This window comes from Desulfosporosinus sp. OT (genome assembly GCF_000224515.1).
Lineage (GTDB): Bacteria > Bacillota > Desulfitobacteriia > Desulfitobacteriales > Desulfitobacteriaceae > Desulfosporosinus.
The window spans coordinates 1-21186 of the sequence record NZ_AGAF01000233.1 but is presented as its reverse complement, the minus strand read 5'-3'; the positions used below and the strand labels follow the sequence as shown (position 1 = coordinate 21186).

20 protein-coding genes and 2 pseudogenes are annotated in these 21186 nt (G+C 42.1%); 17 read left to right on the top strand and 5 right to left on the bottom strand.

All coding sequences use genetic code 11. The annotated features are described in order from the left end of the window. The first annotated feature begins 21 nt into the window (after window positions 1-21). From DOT_RS22035 to DOT_RS22000, 9 genes are all read left to right on the top strand, one after another. Window positions 22-585: an Ada metal-binding domain-containing protein gene (locus tag DOT_RS22035; RefSeq protein WP_040413183.1), complete on the top strand. Its 564-nt coding sequence runs from the start codon at window positions 22-24 to the stop codon at window positions 583-585. Further along, the gene (locus DOT_RS22030) at window positions 582-1505 is read left to right on the top strand and encodes a DUF1848 domain-containing protein (RefSeq protein ID WP_009623700.1); all 924 of its coding nucleotides are present in this window, start codon (window positions 582-584) and stop codon (window positions 1503-1505) included. The genes DOT_RS22035 and DOT_RS22030 overlap by 4 nt, the downstream gene beginning before the upstream one ends. Before the next feature lie 29 nt (window positions 1506-1534). Beyond that, the gene (locus tag DOT_RS22025; protein ID WP_009623699.1) at window positions 1535-2017 is read left to right on the top strand and encodes a methylated-DNA--[protein]-cysteine S-methyltransferase; all 483 of its coding nucleotides are present in this window, start codon (window positions 1535-1537) and stop codon (window positions 2015-2017) included. A gap of 9 nt (window positions 2018-2026) precedes the next feature. Beyond that, window positions 2027-2266: a DUF1848 family protein gene (locus tag DOT_RS22020; RefSeq protein ID WP_348982165.1), complete on the top strand. Its 240-nt coding sequence runs from the start codon at window positions 2027-2029 to the stop codon at window positions 2264-2266. Window positions 2267-2310: 44 nt separating this feature from the next. Further along, a complete protein-coding gene (locus tag DOT_RS29080; protein WP_083824244.1) occupies window positions 2311-2568 on the top strand; it encodes a DUF3102 domain-containing protein in 258 nt (85 codons plus the stop codon). Window positions 2569-2930: 362 nt separating this feature from the next. Continuing rightward, window positions 2931-3608 carry a response regulator transcription factor gene (locus DOT_RS22015; RefSeq protein WP_009623696.1) on the top strand — a complete coding sequence of 226 codons (678 nt, stop codon included), beginning with the start codon at window positions 2931-2933 and terminating at the stop codon, window positions 3606-3608. After that, window positions 3605-4642 (top strand): HAMP domain-containing sensor histidine kinase, encoded by a 1038-nt coding sequence (locus DOT_RS22010; protein WP_040413180.1) that lies wholly within the window; start codon window positions 3605-3607, stop codon window positions 4640-4642. The genes DOT_RS22015 and DOT_RS22010 overlap by 4 nt, the downstream gene beginning before the upstream one ends. Window positions 4643-4833: 191 nt before the next feature. Further along, entirely contained in the window at window positions 4834-5976 is a 1143-nt protein-coding gene (locus tag DOT_RS22005; RefSeq protein ID WP_009623694.1) for an efflux RND transporter periplasmic adaptor subunit, read from the top strand. A gap of 11 nt (window positions 5977-5987) precedes the next feature. After that, complete coding sequence (locus DOT_RS22000; protein WP_009623693.1) at window positions 5988-9044, top strand: efflux RND transporter permease subunit; 3057 nt, start codon at window positions 5988-5990, stop codon at window positions 9042-9044. 125 nt (window positions 9045-9169) lie between these two features. On the opposite strand, the gene DOT_RS21995 is transcribed toward DOT_RS22000, so the two are convergent. Beyond that, a complete protein-coding gene (locus DOT_RS21995; protein WP_009623692.1) occupies window positions 9170-9631 on the bottom strand; it encodes a MarR family transcriptional regulator in 462 nt (153 codons plus the stop codon). Window positions 9632-9833: 202 nt separating this feature from the next. On the opposite strand from DOT_RS21995, the gene DOT_RS21990 reads away from it, so the two are divergent. The 8 genes from DOT_RS21990 to DOT_RS21960 all read left to right on the top strand — a co-directional run bounded on the left by DOT_RS21990 (window position 9834) and on the right by DOT_RS21960 (window position 18466). After that, window positions 9834-10706, top strand: a complete 873-nt coding sequence (locus tag DOT_RS21990; RefSeq protein ID WP_009623691.1) for an SDR family NAD(P)-dependent oxidoreductase — start codon at window positions 9834-9836, stop codon at window positions 10704-10706. 7 nt (window positions 10707-10713) lie between these two features. Beyond that, window positions 10714-10848, top strand: a complete 135-nt coding sequence (locus DOT_RS32540; RefSeq protein WP_009623690.1) for a hypothetical protein — start codon at window positions 10714-10716, stop codon at window positions 10846-10848. A gap of 299 nt (window positions 10849-11147) precedes the next feature. Then, complete coding sequence (locus DOT_RS21985; RefSeq protein WP_009623689.1) at window positions 11148-12869, top strand: sensor histidine kinase; 1722 nt, start codon at window positions 11148-11150, stop codon at window positions 12867-12869. Between the two features lie 9 nt (window positions 12870-12878). Then, window positions 12879-13676, top strand: coding sequence for a response regulator (locus DOT_RS21980; RefSeq protein ID WP_009623688.1), 798 nt, complete (start codon window positions 12879-12881; stop codon window positions 13674-13676). Between the two features lie 171 nt (window positions 13677-13847). After that, window positions 13848-14870 (top strand): BMP family protein, encoded by a 1023-nt coding sequence (locus tag DOT_RS21975; protein WP_009623687.1) that lies wholly within the window; start codon window positions 13848-13850, stop codon window positions 14868-14870. A gap of 98 nt (window positions 14871-14968) precedes the next feature. After that, window positions 14969-16501 (top strand): ABC transporter ATP-binding protein, encoded by a 1533-nt coding sequence (locus DOT_RS21970; RefSeq protein ID WP_009623686.1) that lies wholly within the window; start codon window positions 14969-14971, stop codon window positions 16499-16501. Further along, complete coding sequence (locus DOT_RS21965) at window positions 16491-17555, top strand: ABC transporter permease (RefSeq protein WP_009623685.1); 1065 nt, start codon at window positions 16491-16493, stop codon at window positions 17553-17555. Before DOT_RS21970 ends, DOT_RS21965 begins: the two co-directional genes overlap by 11 nt. Beyond that, the gene (locus DOT_RS21960; RefSeq protein ID WP_040413177.1) at window positions 17552-18466 is read left to right on the top strand and encodes an ABC transporter permease; all 915 of its coding nucleotides are present in this window, start codon (window positions 17552-17554) and stop codon (window positions 18464-18466) included. The genes DOT_RS21965 and DOT_RS21960 overlap by 4 nt, the downstream gene beginning before the upstream one ends. 414 nt (window positions 18467-18880) lie before the next feature. On the opposite strand, the gene DOT_RS32100 is transcribed toward DOT_RS21960, so the two are convergent. From DOT_RS32100 to DOT_RS21940, 4 genes and pseudogenes are all read right to left on the bottom strand, one after another. Further along, window positions 18881-19171, bottom strand: coding sequence for a DUF2922 domain-containing protein (locus DOT_RS32100; protein WP_040413175.1), 291 nt, complete (start codon window positions 19169-19171; stop codon window positions 18881-18883). Window positions 19172-19803: 632 nt separating this feature from the next. Beyond that, window positions 19804-19953, bottom strand: a pseudogene (locus tag DOT_RS32095) (recombinase XerC); the annotation flags it as partial. A gap of 54 nt (window positions 19954-20007) precedes the next feature. After that, window positions 20008-20139, bottom strand: a pseudogene (locus DOT_RS32090) (site-specific integrase); the annotation flags it as partial. A gap of 100 nt (window positions 20140-20239) precedes the next feature. Then, the gene (locus DOT_RS21940; protein WP_040413174.1) at window positions 20240-20722 is read right to left on the bottom strand and encodes a hypothetical protein; all 483 of its coding nucleotides are present in this window, start codon (window positions 20720-20722) and stop codon (window positions 20240-20242) included. Window positions 20723-21186 lie beyond the last annotated feature (464 nt).

Genomic DNA, 21186 nt, shown 5'->3' with positions numbered 1-21186 from the left:
ATCGATTTCAGGAGGGCATCCATGGGATATACAGATGATGAAATGTGGCAGGCTGCAATTGATTGCGACGGCATCTATGACGGGAAATTTTTTTATGCTGTAAAAACCGTTGGCGTATATTGCCATCCTTCGTGCAAGTCGAGAACGCCGCTCCGAAAAAATGTGACCTATTTTGAGACGCAAGAAGAAGCCGAAAAAGCTGGCTTTCGGCCCTGTAAACGATGCCGTCCCGATCTTTTTAAGTATGAACCGATGCTGGATATTGCCCGGCAAACAAAGGAATTGATTGACGACTATTTCTGCGAAAGGGACAGGCTTGCAGAGGAAATGAAACAATTGGGTGTGACAGCAAGTCACTTGGCAGTTATTTTCAGGCGTCAATATGGTGTTCCTCCCATTGAGTATATGAACACACTTCGCGCGGAGCAGGCAAAGAAAATGCTTGAAAAAATCGATATGCCGATCATCGACATCGCAGCGGAAATCGGTTTTGATAGCCTCCCGGGCTTCTACAGCTTTTTCAAAAAGCAAACAGGCACAACACCAAAGGAATACCGTACAGGGATGCAAGGTGAGAAAAAGTGATTATTAGCGCAAGTCGCAGAACGGACATACCAGCATTTTATTCTGAATGGCTTATTAATCGATTACAGGAAGGCTACGCGCTCATGCCTAATCCACGCAATCCTAACCGTTTGGGGCGTGTGGAACTTTCGCCCGACATCGTGGACTGCATTGCCTTTTGGACCAAAAACCCGAAACCTATGTTTGACAGGCTAAAACAGCTTGATGCAATGGGGTATTCATACTACATCCAATTTACCTTAACTCCCTATAATGAAACGGTGGAAAGCGGCTTGCCTCCAAAGTCAGAGCTGATTGAGGCCTTTATAGAAATGTCAAAGCTCACAAGTGCCCAACGATCGGTATGGAGATATGACCCTATCTTTGTGGATGCCAAACACTCGGTAGATTGGCATGTGGGGCTCTTTGCTGAAATGTGCGAGAGGCTTCACGCATACACAGAACGGTGTGTTTTAAGTTTTGTTGACCCATATAAAAGCATAAGCGATAGATACCGGATCATGACCCATAATGAGATGATTGCCATAGCATCCCATTTTTCGAGAATTGCCCAAAAACATAACATTGTACTTTACACCTGTGCTGAAGAAATTGACCTAGCAGAATACGGTATCAGGCATGGGGCGTGTATCGAGCAAAAGTTAGTTGAGCAAATAATTGGCCGGCCCGTTAGTGCCAAAAAGGACGCGAACCAGCGCGCAGCCTGTTGCTGTATTGAGAGCGTGGACATTGGTGCGTATGACACCTGTACCCATGGCTGCACCTACTGTTATGCTACGTCAAGTCAAAAAACGGCACTACGGCGTGTGGCTTTGCATAACCCCAAAGCCCCGATGATTACCGGCTATCCACGAGGTGATGAAATCATAACTGATCGCACAACGCCGTCCCAAATATTCAGCCAACTTAGTATGTTTTAGGACATCATGACAAAGTAAGGAGTGTCATTGTGAAAAACGTGTATTTTTATAACTTTCCCATCGGGAAGATTGGGATTGAAGAAGATGATGGCTCTATTTCCAGAGTGTTCTTTAGCAGCGAAAAGGCTCTCGCGGGCCACGATATTACTGAAACTCCGCTGATTCAAAAGGCGGCTTCGCAGCTCACGGAATACTTTGCCGGTGAGCGCAAGGAATTTGACCTGCCTCTGGCTCTGGAGGGCACCGAGTTTCAAATGGCGGTCTGGAAGGCATTGCAGGCCATTCCCAGCGGGGAAACCCGCAGCTATCAAGACATTGCCAAAGCAGTCGGTAAACCGCAAGCTAGCCGAGCTGTTGGCATGGCAAATAACAAAAACCCAATCCTTATCATTGTTCCCTGCCACCGGGTTATCGGGCAGGACGGCAGCTTGGCCGGCTATGTCGCCGGTGTTCCTGCCAAAGAATACTTGTTAGGATTGGAAAAACGCCATGCCCGATACTGCCAAAGGTAATAAGAGGTGATGGATATGATTCTGAACATTAGCGGACGAACTGATATTGTTAATTACTACTCGGATTGGCTTTTCAAACGATTCGAGGAAGGTTATGTCCTCTCACGGAACTCTCTGTTTCAAAACTCGGTTAGACGTTACGAGCTGGCACCGGACAAGATTGATTGCATCATCTTCGGCTCAAAAAATTACGCGCCTGTCCTTGATCGCATCCATGAGATTACAGCGAGGTTCCCTGAAAGAGTTTAAAGTAATGTATCATTGCATTCATCGAGTAATGGTTCGAAATATAGATAATCCGTCTGGTCAGCGCCGTTGAAATCGGCCGCCTGCTGAAAGAAGCGAAGAGTCTGGTCAAGCACGGGGAATGGGGTAAGTGGCAGGAAGAATCGGCGAGCTATTCCCATAGAACTGCCGGTAGGCTGATACAGCTTTACGAAGAGTACGGACTAAACAACTCTGACGGACAGAGCAGTTCAAATTGGTCACTGGTGACGAATTTGAACTATACCCAAGCGCTCATCATAGAACAGTACACAATGGTACTCTAGGCTACAATAGAAGTAAAGGATGAAGTTATTTTGTTAAATGAGCATGAAGGTATCGAAATTTCTCCGGAGATTCCTAGTGTACTGCAATTTTGAGACTGGGCAATGATGAGAGAATGTCGGCTTTTTAGCTGGTATTCTCTTTATATAAACGCCAAGTGCAAAAATTATGTAAAGAAGATAGAATTAAAGGAGATATACGTTTTTGCCATGTTTGGGAAATTCCAATGGATACTGAAATGCCGGTCGATGGCAGACTAAAAAGCAAGATATGAGCAATCACTTTTGTTGATGTGTTTACACTCTGTTTAAAAACATATATTATATTGGTTTTTAAATAGTGCTTTTTATGAGAGGTGCAAATAATGAATAAGATATTGGTAGTTGATGACGATAATTATATTCGCAGACTGGTACGTACTATTTTAAACGATGCCGGTTTCGAAGTTTGCGAAGCCGCAGATGGGCGCGATGCGCTTTTAAAATTCGACGAAAAAAGAATAGATCTATGCGTTGCTGATATAATGATGCCTAATATGGACGGCTTGGATTTTTGCCGGAATGCCCGCAATTATTACAAGGATATGCCTATCCTTATGCTGACGGCGAAAAGTGAAATAGGCTCAAAAATAGAAAGCTATGGATCGGGTGCGGATGATTATCTGACAAAACCTTTTGAAGCAGAAGAATTGGTGCTTCGCATCAGAGCGTTGCTGAAACGCTATAAAATCGCTTCACAGCAAACCATTGTCATTGGTGCTCTTACCGTGGACAACACCAGCCATATGGTTTCCGCCAACGGAGAACGCCTAAGTATTCCCCTGCGAGAATTTGAACTTCTTTTTAAGCTTGGCAGCTTCCCGGGAAAAACTTTATCCCGCAATCAGCTGATTGAGGAACTATGGGGGTTCGACTTTGACGGCAATGAACGCACTTTGGATGTCCATGTCGGACGGCTGCGCGACCGATTTCCGCCCGAAGGATTCGGTTTTCAAATTCTCACCATTCGCAGCTTGGGTTATCGTCTGGAGGTTAATTCTTGAAAAAGAAGAGCTGGTTTCGGAATTTGCTCTGGCTGTGTTTTGGCGTGTGCATGCTTGGGGTGTGTTTTGTGGCAAGCTATATGCTGATGCTGCTGATTTACCGGTTCATAGGAAGACCGCCCGAACCGTGGGGGGATATGCTCTACGGTACTATCAATTTATTTCTGATTGTCGGGAGTATTTTTGCAGGGGCTATTATAAATACCCACAATCGGTCCCGCTTGCTGCGGAGAACCCTTGAAGCTTTGGAAAGAATAGCACAGGGTAATTTTGATGTATTTATTGAACAGGATGAGCATGGACGTTTCAATGAGCTTACCAACAGCATCAACAAAATGGCGAAAGAACTCGGTTCAATGGAGCAGTTGCGGCAGGATTTTATCTCTAACATATCCCATGAGTTTCAATCGCCGCTGACATCCATCAGCGGCTATGCCGCTCTGCTGCGAAAGGACGGCGCGACGCTTAAGCAGCTGGAATATGCCACGATCATCGAAGAGGAAAGCAAGAGATTATCCAAACTGTCGGAAAATCTTTTGCGGCTGTCGGCATTAGAAGGGTCGGGCGGTTCTATCACGAAAGCCTCGTTTCCGTTGGACAGACAACTTGAAAACGTTGTATTACTCTTAGAACCGCAATGGAAAGCAAAAAATATTATTCCCGAAACAACGTTGCCTAAAATAACCGTCTGTGGAAACGAGGATCTGTTAAAGCAGGTTTGGATCAACCTTTTGGTGAATGCTATAAAATTTACACCTGAAAATGGAGAGATTAATGTCAGCTTAAAACAAGACGGTGAAACCGCGGTTTGTATCATTTCCGATAATGGTATCGGTATAGCTCCATCTGAGCTAATGCATATTTTTGAGCGATTTTATAAAGTAGATAAATCCCGTGATCGATCATTGGGTGGAAATGGGCTGGGACTTGCCCTGGTGAAAAAGATTGTAAATCTACACAAGGGCAATGTTACGGTGGAAAGCGCCTTAGGAAAGGGAACGGTATTCAAGGTTAAACTACCTATCAACGAGTAAACATAAAATCTCGAAAAAAAAACGGCGTAGGAACCATCCTTCAGCCGTTTTTTTGTGTTTCCAAAGTATTTCGGAAATTGTATTTCCGTTTACGCTCCGTTTAAATTTCTGCGCTAAGCTGAGTTCATCAACGCGTCGATCTTCTAGGGCGATCAAACTAGTGTTTAATTTATACAGGGAGGAGTCAAACAATGCTAACAAAGAAAAAAGTGATTATTTCTATGGCTATTTTGGTTGTTCTGATTACTGGGGTTATGTTGTTACGCAATCAGGAGGGAGCATCGACCGCAGAAATTAAGCAAGTAAATAATAAGGTTTCTGTCAAGGTTCAGAAAGTGAATTTTATGGAAAAAGCAGCAGGAATTGAATTCAAGGCTTCCTTGGATGCGTCGGAGGAAGGTATCGTAAGTAGTAAAGTCGCTGGAAAGGTTGTTCAAATTCTGTTTGAGGAAGGTAAGTACATACATCAGGGAGAGCCTCTGGTTAAACTTGATGACAAGGAGGCCAGAAATAATCTCCGAGCGGCTGAAAGTCAACTGTCTGCCACACAAGCGAGTTTGACAAGTGCTGAAGTGAATTTGGATTCGGAACAGAGTAATTTTGACAGGCAGAAAGTACTATTTGATAATAATGCAATTGCTAAGGTTGAGCTTGAAAAAGCAGAAATTGCTTTAAAGGCGGCTAAAGCAAACCTCGAGGCCCAAAAAGCTAGTGTCCTTACCTCTCAGGTCAATGTGGAAAGTCTTACGGATTCTTTATCCTATACCACTATTAGTGCCCCAATAAGCGGAATCATGGATGAAAAAAGTGTGAGTCTGGGTCAGAACGTAGATTCGGGAACCATACTTGCGAAAGTTAAAAACATTTCCCCGATATATGCGGTCATAGAAGTAAAGCAGACTAACCTGGACGATATTAAAGTTGGGCAGAAGGCCAAAGTAACGATTGGAGAGAGCGACGCCTTGGCGCATGATGGAACACTGAAAAGTATTAATGTGTCTGCCGACCCTTCCTCACGAGTTTTTAAAGGCAAGATTCAGTTGGATAACCCAGACCAGACACTAAAGCCTGGAAGTTTTGCCAAGGCAGAACTAGTTAATGACCAAAAGGTTGAAACAGCTACAGTTCCCATAGCAGCTTTAACAGGAAATGAAGGAAGCTACTACGTTTACGTAAATGACAAAGGGATTGCCCGTAAACGTAGTGTAACTATTGGCGAAACTAATGAAAATGTTGTCGTCATCAAATCCGGTGTGCAAAAAGGCGAGAGTGTCATTTGTACCAATGTGAACACATTGCAGGATGGAGACACTATAGCGGTAGTTTCGGAATAGGGGGGCTAACCATGATTTTAGCAAATGTCAGTATAAAGCGACCTGTTTTTATTACGGTTATTTTTGTAGTCCTACTTGTAGTCGGTATTCTCTCCTACAAAGGACTGTCGGTAAATGACATGCCTCAGACTAATATACCTTACGTTACAGTAACTGTTGAGCAAAGGGGAGCATCGCCGGAGCAGCTCGAAACAAAGGTGACTAAGATTGTCGAGGAAGCTGCAGGACAGCTTTCAGGAGTAAAGTATATCAGTTCAACGATCGCTGAGGGGGTTTCTAATACAGTCCTGGAGTTTTCTATGGATAAATCCCCAGATGTGGCGGTCCAAGAGGTACGGGATAAAGTTGGATCCATTCGAGGGCAGCTGCCGCAAGAGGTTGAGGAGCCGGTTATTGCAAAATTTGATATGACCGCCGAAGCTATTTTTTCTCTGGCAGTATCCGGGACAGCAGATACTAAAGAGTTATCTCAGCTGGTCAATGATGTTGTAAAAAGGGGTCTCTATACGGTTAAAGGAGTTGGTGCAGTCAACATACAGGGTAACACAGAACGTGAAATACACATTCTGCTGGATAAGGAAAAGCTCGCTGCATTTGGCTTAACTACGTCAGAAGTAGTCAATAGCCTGCAAAGTGATAATCTGGAGATGCAGGGCGGTAAGGTGACCGATGCCAGTACAGAAATTTCGCTTAGTACAACCAGTAATATCAACAAAGTTGAGGATTTAAGTAATATTTTTGTTGCCAAACGCGCAGGATCTGAGATCAGGCTGCATGATGTGGCAGAAGTGACCGATGGAATTAAGGATCGGGAATCCCTCTGCTTTTATCAAGGGAAGCCTGCCATTGGTATTGATGTCATCAAACAATCAGGTGCCAATACAGTGGAGGTATCGGATAAAGTTAATGCAGAACTGACGCGGATTAAAGGACTACTGCCAGAAGGGGTAAAAGTTGACATTGTGCGTGATAATTCCCAGGCTGTAAAGGATACGGTCAACAATGTTAATAAAACAGTCATCGAGGGATGTATCCTGGCAATTGCAATTATCTTTCTCTTCTTGAATAAATGGCAAAGCACCTTGACCGGTGCGGTTTCTCTGCCTATCTCCATCATTACCACGTTTATTGCGATGAAGCTCATGAAATTTTCCATCAACACCATGTCAATGATGGCGATATCACTTTCCGTAGGACTTCTGATCGATGACGCGATTGTTGTCATAGAAAATATCGAGCGCCATCTGCGCATGGGTAAATCTCCCTTTCAAGCAGCCCAGGATGCAACGTCAGAAATTGGGCTTGCTGTCCTGGCGACGTCCCTGTCCGTCGTAGCTGTGTTTCTTCCGGTTGCCTTGGTTAGTGGATTTATCGGGAAGTTATTTATGGAGTTTGGACTAACCGTTGTTTTTAGTATGTTAGTTTCGTTGTTCGTTTCCTTTACTCTTGTACCCATGATGTCAGCTAAACTGCTCAAGGCAGAGGATAAAAGGGGGAAAAGCTTTTTTGGTAAGTTTTTAGGGTGGTTTAACCAAAGGTTTGATAAACTCTCCGGAAATTATTCACAATTACTTAAGGTAGTCCTCCGCCACAGGCTGAAAGTACTGATCTTGGTTTTCGCAATGTTTGCCGGAAGTATCGCCTTAGTTCCCGGGCTGGGCTTCAGCTTTCTTCCTGCCACGGACTTGGGGGAACTTACCATCGATGCGGGACTTGACTCAAGTTTATCCCTTGAGGCAGCGGGAGAAAAAGCTAAGGAACTTGAAAGTATTGCTTTAACGTATCCTGAAGTACGGAGTATGTATACTACTGTAGGAAAGGAACAAGTATCAATTTTCATAAAGCTGTCTGATAAAAAGGAACGAAAAGACAGTGCCCGGGAGATCGCTGAGAAAATGAGAACTGACTATCAAAAAGTTCCCGGAATAGAATTCACCATTAATGCAGCTTCAACGGGGTCGGAGGCAGCTAAGGATGTCACTTTTAATATCAGGGGGAATGATTACGAGCAGATGCAAAAGGTTGCCCTTGCAGCTAAACTGATCTTGAGTGAGGATCACAGTGCCCGGGATGTAGGCATTAGTTATAAGGCAGGAAAGCTGGAGATGAAGCTGGATGTGGATCGTGATCTGGCAGCAGATCTGGGAGTCAATCCGGCTGCAGTCGGAGAAACCTTAAATACGTTGTTTGACGGTGTAGTCGTGAGCAAGTTTAATGGAGCAAAAGACCGCTATGATGTAAGGGTTTCCTTGAAAGATAATCAGCGCGAGAACTTAGAGAGTTTGAGCGGGATCTATGTATCAAGTTCAGATGGTCGTATGATCGCTCTGGACCAGGTGACCCGAAAGGTTTTTGCTGCCACCTCTTCAACCCTGCAAAGGTACGATAGAGCGGAACAAATTACGCTCTCTGCCAATGTTACAGGGGTTTCCAGCGATGCTTTTTCTGCTACAAATTTGCAAAAGCTCAACAATGAAATACAGATGCCCAAGGGTATTTCCATTGTGCTGGCTGATGATCCAATGGCAGAAGGCTTTAATGAGTTGGTGATAGCCTTGGGAATAGGCATTCTATTTATATTCCTGGTTATGGCCGCACAGTTTGAGAGCTTTATTGACCCTGTAGCGATTATGTTTGCTCTTCCTTTGGCTATTATCGGAGCAATACTTGGACTTTTTATTGCCGGCAGTCAGCTAAGCGTCATGTCTTTGATCGGGGTTATTTTGTTGATGGGTCTTGTTGCGAAGAATGCTATTTTGCTTGTTGACTATGCCCGACAGAGGAGAAGCCAAGGAGTAGAAATAAATAAAGCCTTGGTGGAAGCCGGACTGGTAAGGTTGCGTCCCATCGTGATGACATCTTTGGCGATGATTTTCGGCATGCTGCCTTCAGCCTTTACGAAAGCAACCGGCTCGGAGATGTATGCGCCAATGGCCCATGCAGTGATCGGGGGATTAATTACTTCAACGATTCTTACTTTGTTTGTAGTACCGGTTATTTACACATTGTTGGATGATTTCAAAAAAATGTTCAAAAGGGAATCCTCCGCAATCAATGTAAAACTATAAGTTGACCGGACATAGCCAGAGAATATGGCATACCTGCAGTTGTTGTGATCGTCGGCATCCATTTGGACTCGCTCCAACTGCAGCCCTAACTGCTCAATTATCTTCGACACCTTTAAGAGTCATTGCTAGAAGTGGCTTCCATTATCATTCAAAAGTTTAAGCATTTGAATGAATTTTTCCAGTTCGGAATCCTCCCACTTTGAGATGCGTTTATAAAATACAGATTCTTTTTCTTTTAAAGCATCTTTAGTCTGTTGACGTCCAAGTTCTGTCAAAGATAACAGTACTCCTCGACGATCATTAGGAGATGTTTCGCTTTTAACATAACCCAAGCGCTTGAGTTGATTGACAAGGCGGCTTACAGAACTACGGTCCATAGCCGTTGATTCCGCTAAAACTGTAGCATTTGTTGGGCCAAATGAGAAGAGCCATCGAACAATGAGAAAAGCTGCAGGCTGTAATGTCGCATCGAAACGTGCTGCCGTTCTGACATTTAGTGCATGTGAGGCACTAATAAGTGCATTTAGCTGTTCGCCGAGCTTCAGTTCTAACTGTTCTCTGGTAGTATCTGTAGAATAATCCTCCATAGTTCACCTCAATTCATTAGGGTTGGAACATTTATATAGTTGACATATATCAAATATATAATATAATTGATATATGTCAACTATATAAATTTGTCTGTAACATGTCAAGGCAATATAACATTAATTGACTATTTAACAATGTAGAGTTAGCAACTGATAGGGAATACCAAAAATAATAGTAGTTTATAGGAGGATTCTTATAATGACTTATCCAATTGTTGTAATCACTGGTGCTACTAGTGGGCTGGGACAACTTGTGGCAATTGAATTAGCAAAGCGAGGTACCCATCTTGTACTGACAGCTAGAAGCAAGAAGAGGGCAGAAACGACCCGAAAAATGCTAAAAGACATTGCGCCAAAGACAGAGGTAGACTTTTTTTACGGAGACCTGTCATTAATGGAAGATGTCCGGCGGATTGGAAAAGAGATTAAAGAAGTCTATCCAAAGATTGACGCGCTGGTGAATAATGCGGGATTGCATGCTTTTGAGCAACGAATAACCTCAGAAGGCTTCGCAGAAATGATGGCAGTGAACTATTTGGCACCGTGGCTATTGTCATATACATTACAACCATCGTTAATGAAGTCAGGAAACGCTAGGATTGTCAATGTCGCTTCTGAAGCATCACGCAACCATGGTGAACTTAAGCTTCCAGAGGATTTGACAGATACATCTACTTTTACGACTCGAGGCTCCTCTGCGCTTTACGGAAAAACTAAACTTCTTAATATTATGTTTACTGGAGAACTGGCACTTCAATTATCTGGAACAGGAGTCACTGTTAATGCACTAAATCCAGGGTTCAATGTAACTGGTCTCGGACGTGAACTTTGGTTTGCTTCTGCTCTTGAACGAATTTTAAAATTTTTGCATATTGGAGATCCACGTAAAGGAGCTGACATTATTACTCGTTTAGTTGTAGAGTCGCAATATCAAGGAGTCACCGGTGGCTATTTTAACGTTGGAACTGGCAAGTCAATTATTCCTGCATACCCTGGCGGAGATATTACTATGCAAAATAAACTCTGGAATGAAACAAAAGAATTGTTGCAAGGTAGAGGTTTAATAGAATGAGTAGGTGATGGCCGAGAATAAATCCAGCCAAATCTTAGGTACGGAATACCTGCAAGGTCGGCCGGTTCTTCATGTACAATTCAGTGAACATGTTCCCGGGCTGGGGGGAATTATTCCTGCGGAGGCAGCTCGAAAAGGATGAATTGCTTAAAATCCCCGGAAATTGACCCAGGCTGAGTTAAAACTTTAAAGAAAGTGACACCAGTAGATCTGCCGCCTATGTAGGCGGCTTTCTATATTTCTGTGCTGCAGGTAATATTAAAACAAATAGAGAAAATCCGTAAAACAGACATTGGTAATGAGAAAGGATTATAGTATTATGAAAAAATTATTTTTAGTACTATTAGTAGTGATTTTGGGGGCAGGGTAATTCTAAGCCTTGTCGAATTTGTATCTTAAGTAATATTGCTCGATGAATTCCAGGTTGAAGGAAAATTGTGTATGAAAAAAAGAAGTTTGATTCTTCAGTTATTCATTATGCTGTTTATTATTCTCCAATGCCTCATTACGTTTTTGGCTTTTTCCACCTATAAATATTCAGAATCAGTTATTCTCAAAGAGGTTATTCAGCTGAACACTAATATGCTTCAGCAGATTGCCATCAGGATTAATCAGGAATTAAAGGATGTTGAAGTTCTGGCCAGCCGCATTGCCTATGATACAAGTATTATTGAATCACTAAAAAAAAGCTCAGGCGGAGAGCGTGCCAACAAGGAACAGCTTCTGAAAATTGAAGGAATAATGTCGGGTTACATCTGGTCTTATCGAAGTACGGCCATGTTCATCGACGCCCATTTGATCGATAAGCGCGGCAATACTTACTCCACCTCCTATTCCATGTCATCCAATCAGGAGGCTGACTTAGCAACCTTTGACAAAGCGCTGGAAAAAGGCAAGGATAGTGAAATTTTTCCCATCAAGTCTTACTTTACTGCCACAGGGGGATATAATTGTTATTTCCAGGTAGCCAGAAAAGTTGAAGACTATATTTCCAAACAATACTATGGGGTGCTCTTGTTAAATGTCAATGAAAAACTATTGGGTGATAATTATATTCGTTTGACGAATGAAGAAAAAGATTTCTTTATTGTTGATCAGGATGGCGTGATCATTTCTCACAAGGATAAAGACAAAATCAATGAAAAACTGAATAGCTTTGTTGAAGCCAACATCAAAAACAAGCTGAATAACTATTATTTGAAAGATGATAAGCTCTTTATTTTTCAGCCGATTAGCGATTACGGCTGGTACATAGTCGAGTCGGTTTCTTTAGCAAGTGCCATGCTGCCTCTCAAAAAAATTGAGCTGTTTTTAATTGCTTTTGGTATTTTATGCACGTTACTGACTGGGGTGGCCCTCATTGCTGTCGCCAGAAAGCTGGCAGGACCCTTAAGTTTACTCACCAACAAAATGACTGAATTCAATAATCATGGTAATCTTTCCATTCAAATTCCGGATAGTGCCTATAAGGAGTTTTCGGAAATCTCCATTTCCTTCAATGAATTGATTCAGCGCGTGAATTATCTGCTTGAAGAAAACATCAACAACGAGCGACAAAAACGCTTGCTGGAGCTTGATTTCCTGCAAGCTCAAATCAATCCGCATTTTATCTACAATACCTTAAGCTCCATTCGCTTTTATGTTGAAATGGGGAAAAACAAAGAAGCCGAGGAGATGCTTTATCATTTTTCTAAGCTGTTGCGCAGGGTACTGTCCCGTGCAGATGAATTCGTCCTGTTAAGTGATGAGGTTAAGCACTTGGAGGATTATGTCGCCCTGCAAAAGATGAGATATTCCAACGCCTTTATCGTAGAATTTTTACTGGATGAGAACACCTTAAATGTTCAGATTCCCTCCTTTATCTTGCAGCCAATTATCGAAAATGCTATTTTTTACGGCTTGCAGGTTAATCGCTTGATTGTGATTAAGGTGGAAGCTGAATTAGCTGATAATGATTTATTTATCACGATTTCTGACAACGGAATTGGCATGAGCCAGGAGAAAATTACCGAGATCTTTAATAAAGAGGTTCAAATGAGCAGAGTAGGAATTTTAAATGTGCATGAACGAATTAGAATTCTTTGCGGAGGCTCCTACGGTCTGACAATTGAACAGAATGAGCCGGAAGGAACTAAAATAATCCTTAAATTTCGCTATGCTTAGGGAGGAATTATGTTAAGAATTGTCATTGCAGATGATGAGTTGCCGATTCGGGAGTGGCTGAACTATTGTCTGAAAGATAAAAATAACAGGTTGGAGATTGTCGGAATAGCGTCAGATGGTTTGCAGGCCCAGGAGCTGGCTGTCAAAGAGAAGCCTGATGTGGTGATCATGGATATCAGGATGCCCAAAATGGATGGAATTACGGCGATGAAAAATATTAAGAAAGTACTGCCTCAGACGGAATTTGTTATTTTGACAAATTACGCTGATTTTTCCTATGCCAAACAAGCCATTACCTGCGGTGCTAAGGAATACATCTTAAAGTCTGAATTAAGAAGCTCTGAATTAATTGAAATACTGGCAAAAATCGAAGAGGATCGCTATACGCAATATGACAGACAAAGAATCACCGATCAGTTGGAACGTGCGGCCCAAAAAACCCTGACTGAGTATTCCGGCGAGCACCATGATAATAACAATCAATTTATCGAAAAGGCCTTAATTTATATTCATGAACATTTCGATAAAGTCATTTCCCTGGCAGATGTCGCCAGCCAGGTATATCGGTCCCCTGAGTATTTCAGCCGCTTGTTTAAGGAGGTAACCGGCGAAAACTTTAGTATTTACCTGATCAATTATCGATTGACTAAAGCAAGAACCCTATTGATCAATACGGATTTTAAAATTACAGATATATCGTATAGGGTAGGCTATCAGAATCCGAGCTATTTTTCCAGACTTTACAAGAAGTATATGGGAATTACTCCGGAGGATGAGCGGAGAAAAAACTGCAAGACAGCAAAATAGTGCTAAATGTCAAGAAAGTGACAAGCGTTGGACTATTGTAGCAAAATAGTGCTAGAAACTCGACATGACTGTTACTATTACAGCAGCTGATTTTTGTTACAATAGGGCTAATATTTAAAGGGCTGACCCTAATCCTTTGGAGGCAACTAAATTAAATTGGGGGGAAGAGAAATGGTTAAGAAAAGGTCCAAATTGACTGCGATTGTCTTGGCCGTATTAATGCTGTTTTTGTTGACAGCATGTGGCACCACCACAGTAGATTCAGGCAAAAAAGGTGCAGGCGATTACAAAATGGTTCTTATATTACCCGGACCTATTAACGATCAAAGCTGGAATGCCACAAACTATGCCGGGCTGGTTAAGTCCAATAAAACTCTGGGCACAAAAATGGAATACGTGGAAAACGTACAGGCTGCTGATTATGAGTCTACCTTTAGAAATTATGCCGAGCGTGGTTATAATCTGATTATGGCTGCAGGTACCCAATTTGATGAAGCGGCCAATAAGGTTGCGGCGAACTATCCTAAAACAACGTTTTGCGTTGTCAATGGCATGGTTAGCAAGGGTCCAAATGTTGCCCCGATTTTCCCCAAAGAATATGAAGCAAGTTATATAGCTGCCTTAATGGCGGGAGAAGTCAGCAAAAACGGTCAATTTGCCACAATCGGCGGTTTCCCCAATAAGGCTATGGAACATTTGTTGGATGTCTATGAAAAGGTTGCTGTGAATCTCGCGAAAGAGCGGGGAATTTCAGGTGCCAAAGCAGTTCGTGCTTATGCCAATAGCTGGGATGACGTGGCTTTAGGCAAACAAATGGCCGCGACAATGATTGATAATGGCGCTGATGTGATGTTTGTTTATGCCAATCAGGTTGGCTTAGGCTCTATCCAGGCTGCCAAAGAAAAAGGGGTTAAATTCATCGGTTTCTCGGGAGATCAGACAACCATTGATCCCAATACGGTTGTAAGTTCGGTGGTGTTTGATTTTGAAACCTTTTACGTCTGGGCTATTCAAAAATACCTGGATGGCAGTTTAGATGGCAACAAAGTCCATGAAGCAGGAATTGCTGAGAATATCTTTAAGCCGGTCTATACAGCCAACATTAGTAAAGATATTCAAGACAAAGTAGCTGCAGGCATGGAGAAAGCTAAAAAAGGTGAAGTTGATTTCAACGCTATGTTTGTCAATAAATAAACCGATGAACCAATAAAAATCACTAAAACAAAAATAAATCAGCCAAAAAATAGCGGTTCCGAGAGGTGCCTCTATTTTTTTGAATAGGTGGTGAAATTGTGGCGACAGCTTTTTTTGAACTTAGGGGGATCAGTAAATACTTTGCCAAAGTTATTGCTAATCAAGATGTTTCCTTTTCCATTCAAAGAGGTGAAGTGTTAGCTTTATTGGGAGAAAACGGAGCAGGTAAAAGTACGATTATGAAGATCCTCTACGGACTTTACAAGGCTGACGAAGGGAAACTCTTGAAAGATGGTAGGGAGATAAAAATCGATTCGCCCAAGGAGGCCATGGAACTTGGGATTTCCATGATCCAGCAACATTTTTCTTTGGTGCCTGCTCACACGGTGACCGATAATATTATCCTGGGCAATGTTCATGGCATAATTGATCATAAATTGTTCCGGGAAGAAATCAAAAGGCTGGCTGAGCTTTATGGCTTTGAGCTTAATCCTGATGACTTTATCCGCGACCTGGCCGTAGGTGTTCAACAAAAAGTCGAAATTTTAAAGGCCCTGTATCAAAAAACCAATCTGTTAATTATGGATGAACCAACGGCAGTTCTCACCCCTCAAGAGGCTGAAAACCTCATGGGCTTTGTCAGAGATTTTACCGCTCAAGGTAATTCGGTTATTTTTATCACCCACAAGTTAAAAGAGGTCATGAGTGTTGCGGATCGGATTATTGTCATGAGGGCAGGAAGGGTCTTTGGAGACATAAAACGGGCTGAGACCAACGAACTGGAATTATCCAAATTGATGATCGGCAGAGATTTAAATTGGGTAACTAAAGAGGACCGGCAGGAATCGATTGATCAGGAAGTGCGCTTGGAAATTCAACAGGTTACCCTGCAGGAGAAAACCGGGGTCCCAGCCTTGAAGGATATTTCTTTGACCTTGCACAAAGGAGAAATTCTGGGGATTGCAGGGGTCAGTGGCAATGGCCAGCAGGAACTCTGTGAAATAGTGTGTGGTGCAATTTTACCGACCAAGGGGAAAATCTTGCTGGATGGGGAGGATATTACTGAACGGAAGATCAGAGCCAGGATAGATTTAGGAATTGGCTATGTTCCTGCGGACAGAAGCAGTGATGGCATGATTATGGATATGTCCATTGCCGAGAATATGCTGCTAAAGAGTAGTTACGCTAAGAAATGGCAAAAGCGCGGATTTATTGACAAGCAAAAACTTAATCAATACACCTGGCAGGAGATTCAGGACTATTCAATTAAGGCTCCTTCACCGGAGACTATTGCTCGTGGTTTATCAGGGGGCAACCAACAAAAAGTGGTTTTGGCTCGGGAAGTAGATAATGGCGAGAAGGTCATCGTCTTCGATCAACCGACCAGAGGGTTAGACCTGGGCGCGGTTAACCACGTTCACCAGGTTATTCTTCAGGAACGTGCCAAAGGCAAAAGTGTTTTACTGGTTTCTACTGAGCTTGCGGAGATTTTTGCCCTTTCTGACAGAATTGCGATCTTGTATAAGGGCGAAATACAAGGGGTCTTTAACAGTGCCGAGCTTACCACGGAGAAGATTGGTCTGTTAATGGCCGGATTTCGCGAAAGAGAGGTGAAGAGCGATGCAGGCTAAGTTAAGAGATCTCCTGATCACCAATATTCTGGCCATTGTCTTAGGAATCGTTGCCAGTGGGTTAATGCTGCTTTTTCTGGGTAAAAATCCAGTGAGTGCCTATAGTGTCTTAATCACCTCGGTGGTGCGTGACAGCTATACCTTTGCTGACATCTTTGTCAAAGCAACGCCTTTAATGTTCACGGCTTTAGCCTTTGCTTTTACCTACAAAGCTAATTTATATAATATTGGTGCCCAAGGGCAGTTTTACATTGGGGCGGTCATTGCCGCCGCCAGCTCCTTGTGGCTGCAGAACATCCTGCCTGGTGGGCTGGTTCTGATGATTACCTTGCTCCTAACCATGGTTGGTGGTGGCCTGTGGGGGGCATTTATCGGCTTTGTCAAGGCCCGGTACAATTCCAATGAATTTTTAGTGAGTATGATGTCCACCTATGTGGCTTTGGCCATTATGAATTATTTGCTGCGCACGTTTCTTATAGAAACGAAAGCTGAATATCCTCAAACGGATGCTCTGGCTGCGTCTGTCTGGCTGCCTCGTATCATCCCAGGCACCAGACTGCACATTGGTTTTGTTCTGGCAGTGCTGGCCTGTGTTGGGGTTTGGGTTCTGCTTTACAAGACACCGCTGGGTTATCGCATCCGTGCCGTGGGTTATAATGCAGGAGCCGCGGAAATGTCCGGCATCAATGCCAAGAAACTTTATATTCTGGCGTTTTTTATTAGTGGGGCATTAGCCGGAGCGGCTGGCTTTACGGAAGTTAACGGAGTGCAGCATATGCTGGTTCAGGGCTTTAATCCGGACCTTGGCGCTGCCGGGATTGGCATTGCCATTTTAGCCAATGGCAACCCTATAGGCATAATTTTTGCCGCGATTTTATTTGGGGCGCTGAAGGTGGGCGGTACGATTATGGGTCAGATGTCAGGGATCCCCTCAAGTATCATTGAATTGATGCAAGGCTTTGTGATGGTCTTTGTCATTCTCTCCTATTTTGTTCGGACCTGGCTGGAAAATAACCGAGAAAAACGGAAGTTACAAAAGGCGGTGGCCAAATGATCAATTTGTTAAGCAGAACAATCATGATGGGGACGCCATTGCTGTTTGGAGCTCTAGCAGAAGTCATTGCCGAACGAACAGGGATGATGGTCACGGCTATTGAAGGGATCTTTTTAATGGGAGCCTGGGCCGGTTTTGTGGGAGGGTATTTAAGCGGCAGTTTAATCGTCGGATTTTTATCGGCCATGCTGGCCGGTTTATTAGTGGCTGGTTTGTATGGCTGGATTTGCATCTATTTAAAGCAGCATCAAGTGGTGACCGGGGTGGCCATCAATCTTTTGGTAGCAGGCCTTTGTTCATTTTTGTACCGAGTGATTTTTGGAGTTCCAATAACTCCGCTAACGGTTAGTCCTTTAGCAACGATTCCAATTCCCCTGCTTTCAGAAATTCCGCTGCTTGGGCCAATCCTGTTTAATCAAACTATATTGACCTACATTATCTATTTCTTGGCGCCGCTCTCCTATTTCATGCTTTATAAAACTTCTATGGGTTTAACCATCCGGTCTGCCGGGGAAAATCCTGAAGCGGTGGATGTGGCAGGCATCAATGTGCTTACGGTTCGCTTTCTTACGGTGCTTTTAGCAGGGGTTATGGGCGGAGTAGCCGGTGCTTTTTATTCCATTGGTTTTCTGGGCATGTTTACGACGAATATTATTGGTGGTCGTGGCTGGATTGCTTTTGCCATTTGCTTCTTAGGCAATTGGAATCCCAAAGGAGCTGTTATTGGGACCCTGGCTTTCGGATTTGCCGAAGCAATTGCTATTTATATGCAGTCCATAGGGAACAGTGCCTTATTTCCCAATGAATTATTTATTGCGCTGCCCTATATTATGACCATTGTTTTAACGATTTCCCGAAAATCCTTTAATGTACCTGCTAAATTAGGAGTTCCTTATTTAAAAGAAAATTAACCTCGGTTATTAAACTTGCCGAATTCTATTAAAACCAGTATCGACTATCTTGTGGGACTGACCAATAATAAAAAACCCTATCGCTGAGAGAAACACCGAATTTTTTCTCCAGCTCTCCGAATCCAGCGTAACTGGGAGCTAAGCCAAAGGAAAGGTATAAGTCTATATTACTATTTGGGATACTTATTCCGTAAAATTCCAAGCATTGATTTAGAGACCGATTGAAGATCGCTTTATTGGACGGTGCTATTTGATTGTACAGCGGAGGTCGTTGGTTGGGGTATCTATTACCCTAATTCCCGTATTCCGGGACATGCTTTCTCAATCAAGTCCGAAGCAGACAGTGATGTAAGTTAAGTTAGGCGGGAAGTGGCGGCCACGCGGCCGCCGTTCTTATTTTGGCTCCACCTAAACTTAGGGAGGTTCGTAGAAGTCGTTGATCGTGGTTCCAACAACCTTAATATCCCGCTTTCCGATCAGCTCGCCGCTGGACGTAAGGAATATATTCTTCTGAATGATCGTGTCCATAACGGCCTCGGCCTGAGCCTTATCCAGGTCTTCCCTCGGATCGGCTTCTATTGTTTTCATCTTTAATTCTATATTGCCCTGACAAAATCGAGTTACATCTTCAATTACTTGTCGTGTTGCTTTATGTAATACAAATACTATAACAGTACAATCATGGAAATGAATTTCTTCTAGCACACTCTTGTCTTGATTTTTAGATAGTTCCTTATAATATTTTCTATAGTGATATAGAAGAAGCAGAAAAAACCTTAACCATTATATTTGATAATTCAGGTAGTTTCACCAACATAACTAAAATGCATTTGGATAACTATGAGATTATTAGACAAGATTCTTTACTGCAAAACTCATTGTGGGTTAATGATGAAATATATAAAACAAACGGAAAATATGAATTGCATGTAATGCTTCGAAATAAGAATAATGGGTTAATAGAATTTATCGTTTCTGCTGAACACATATCATTTGAGCATTAACTGAAAGTAAGTATTAATCATAGCTATAATTATATTACGCAGGATTATTCTTAAACCCATCATTTAAATACTCTACCACACAGATTCTGCGTGGAATGGCATTAGTAGGATTATCCTAAATACCTTTTAAGTAATTACGGAGGATTATATGAATCGGAAAAAATTGTTATTAACGGAGATAAAGTACAAACAGCGATAAGATTCTAATTTTAGGGTGTTTAAATAGCATCCTGAAATAACTGAGTGTTTGGGTGCCGTATGGTTTACAGACTTATGGTAACTAAATATAAACTTCTAAATATCTAAAACCATAGTCGTAGATGACTTTGGTAATTAGTTAAACATCATAGCAAGCGGGTTTGAATTGACAGCAGATTGTAATTGATGCTCATCAATATGCGTATAAATTTCGGTTATGGCCACGCTCACATGTCCTAAAATTTGCTGAAGTGATCGTATATCAACCCGTCCATACTTGTATAGAAAGTCAATATTAACCTTAGCAAAGTTATTTCCCGGTATTGGCGTTTTCCGCAATTCCATAACATAACTGAGGAACATTAATAAATCTGTGCGATATTCTTTTACCGTATTTTCTGAGCGCCTTTTTATTACGGTAAGGTATCCAAGATACTGTTCAGCCAATTGACAACTTTCATTTGATTGCATAATTAATCACTCTCCTTACAAGTAGTATTGACAGAATTTACAAGGAGAGTTTGCACATAATACGAAGTTAATTTTGAGAGTCAGTTGTTGAATGAACTGCTTAATAATACTCTTCTTTGGCCAAGGGACTAGTTCTTCTAAACAACCATGAAGCAAAACCCCACCAGCAAAGAAATATAAGATAAGCTGGTATGGGGTAGAACCAGTTAACGAAATCGTATAGTCCAACATTATGTACGATATATCCGTAACCAAGGCTTATACTGGCCCAAGTTAAAATATAGGGATACCTGAAAGACTTTTTGGCGGGTAAAAAATAAAGAAAAATCATAACAGTAACCGTCCAACACAGTGGGGATAGTGCCATCATTTTTAAAACATAGAAGATGCTTAGGTTCTTAAACCACATAACACCTAGAATATTTTGAAATAAACCAACAGCTATTATATCACCTAACCCACCGATAAGAATTCCATAGATAAAATATTCTTTATATTTATTTTTAGGAATAAAGATCAACGTTAAGCAAAACGTTATGACTAGGAATACGGGATAGAATAATAATGTTATAATTTCATCCATGCTTCTATACCTCCATTTCATAGGCATTTTATTTATTTGCTAAATAAGTAATTTTAATTCAGCTTATGCGGGTTATGTACACAATAAATACCCTTTCTGCTGGATTCCGTTTGTTCACATTCTTAATTTGAACAATATTATCTTAGACACGGATTGGGCTTTCCAAAAATAATTTAATTGAATGAATTCAGTCAAAAAACACACTAATTAATAGTAAGGGGAATTCATATGAACACGATACTATATTATTTGACTCCCATCCGGTCGCATTTCCTTCCACTGGTACTTCCCGAAATGTGGCGAAAAGTTGTTACTAGAACATATTAACACTCGCCGGAGCGTTTTGGGCGTTTTCCGGGTTTAACAAAAGGCTACTATGTAATGTGCTGAAATTATTTGCCAGATCGTTTAGACGGTCTGGCCTTTTTGTGCGTTCTTGGTATATTTCTGCAATCTTGGGAGGA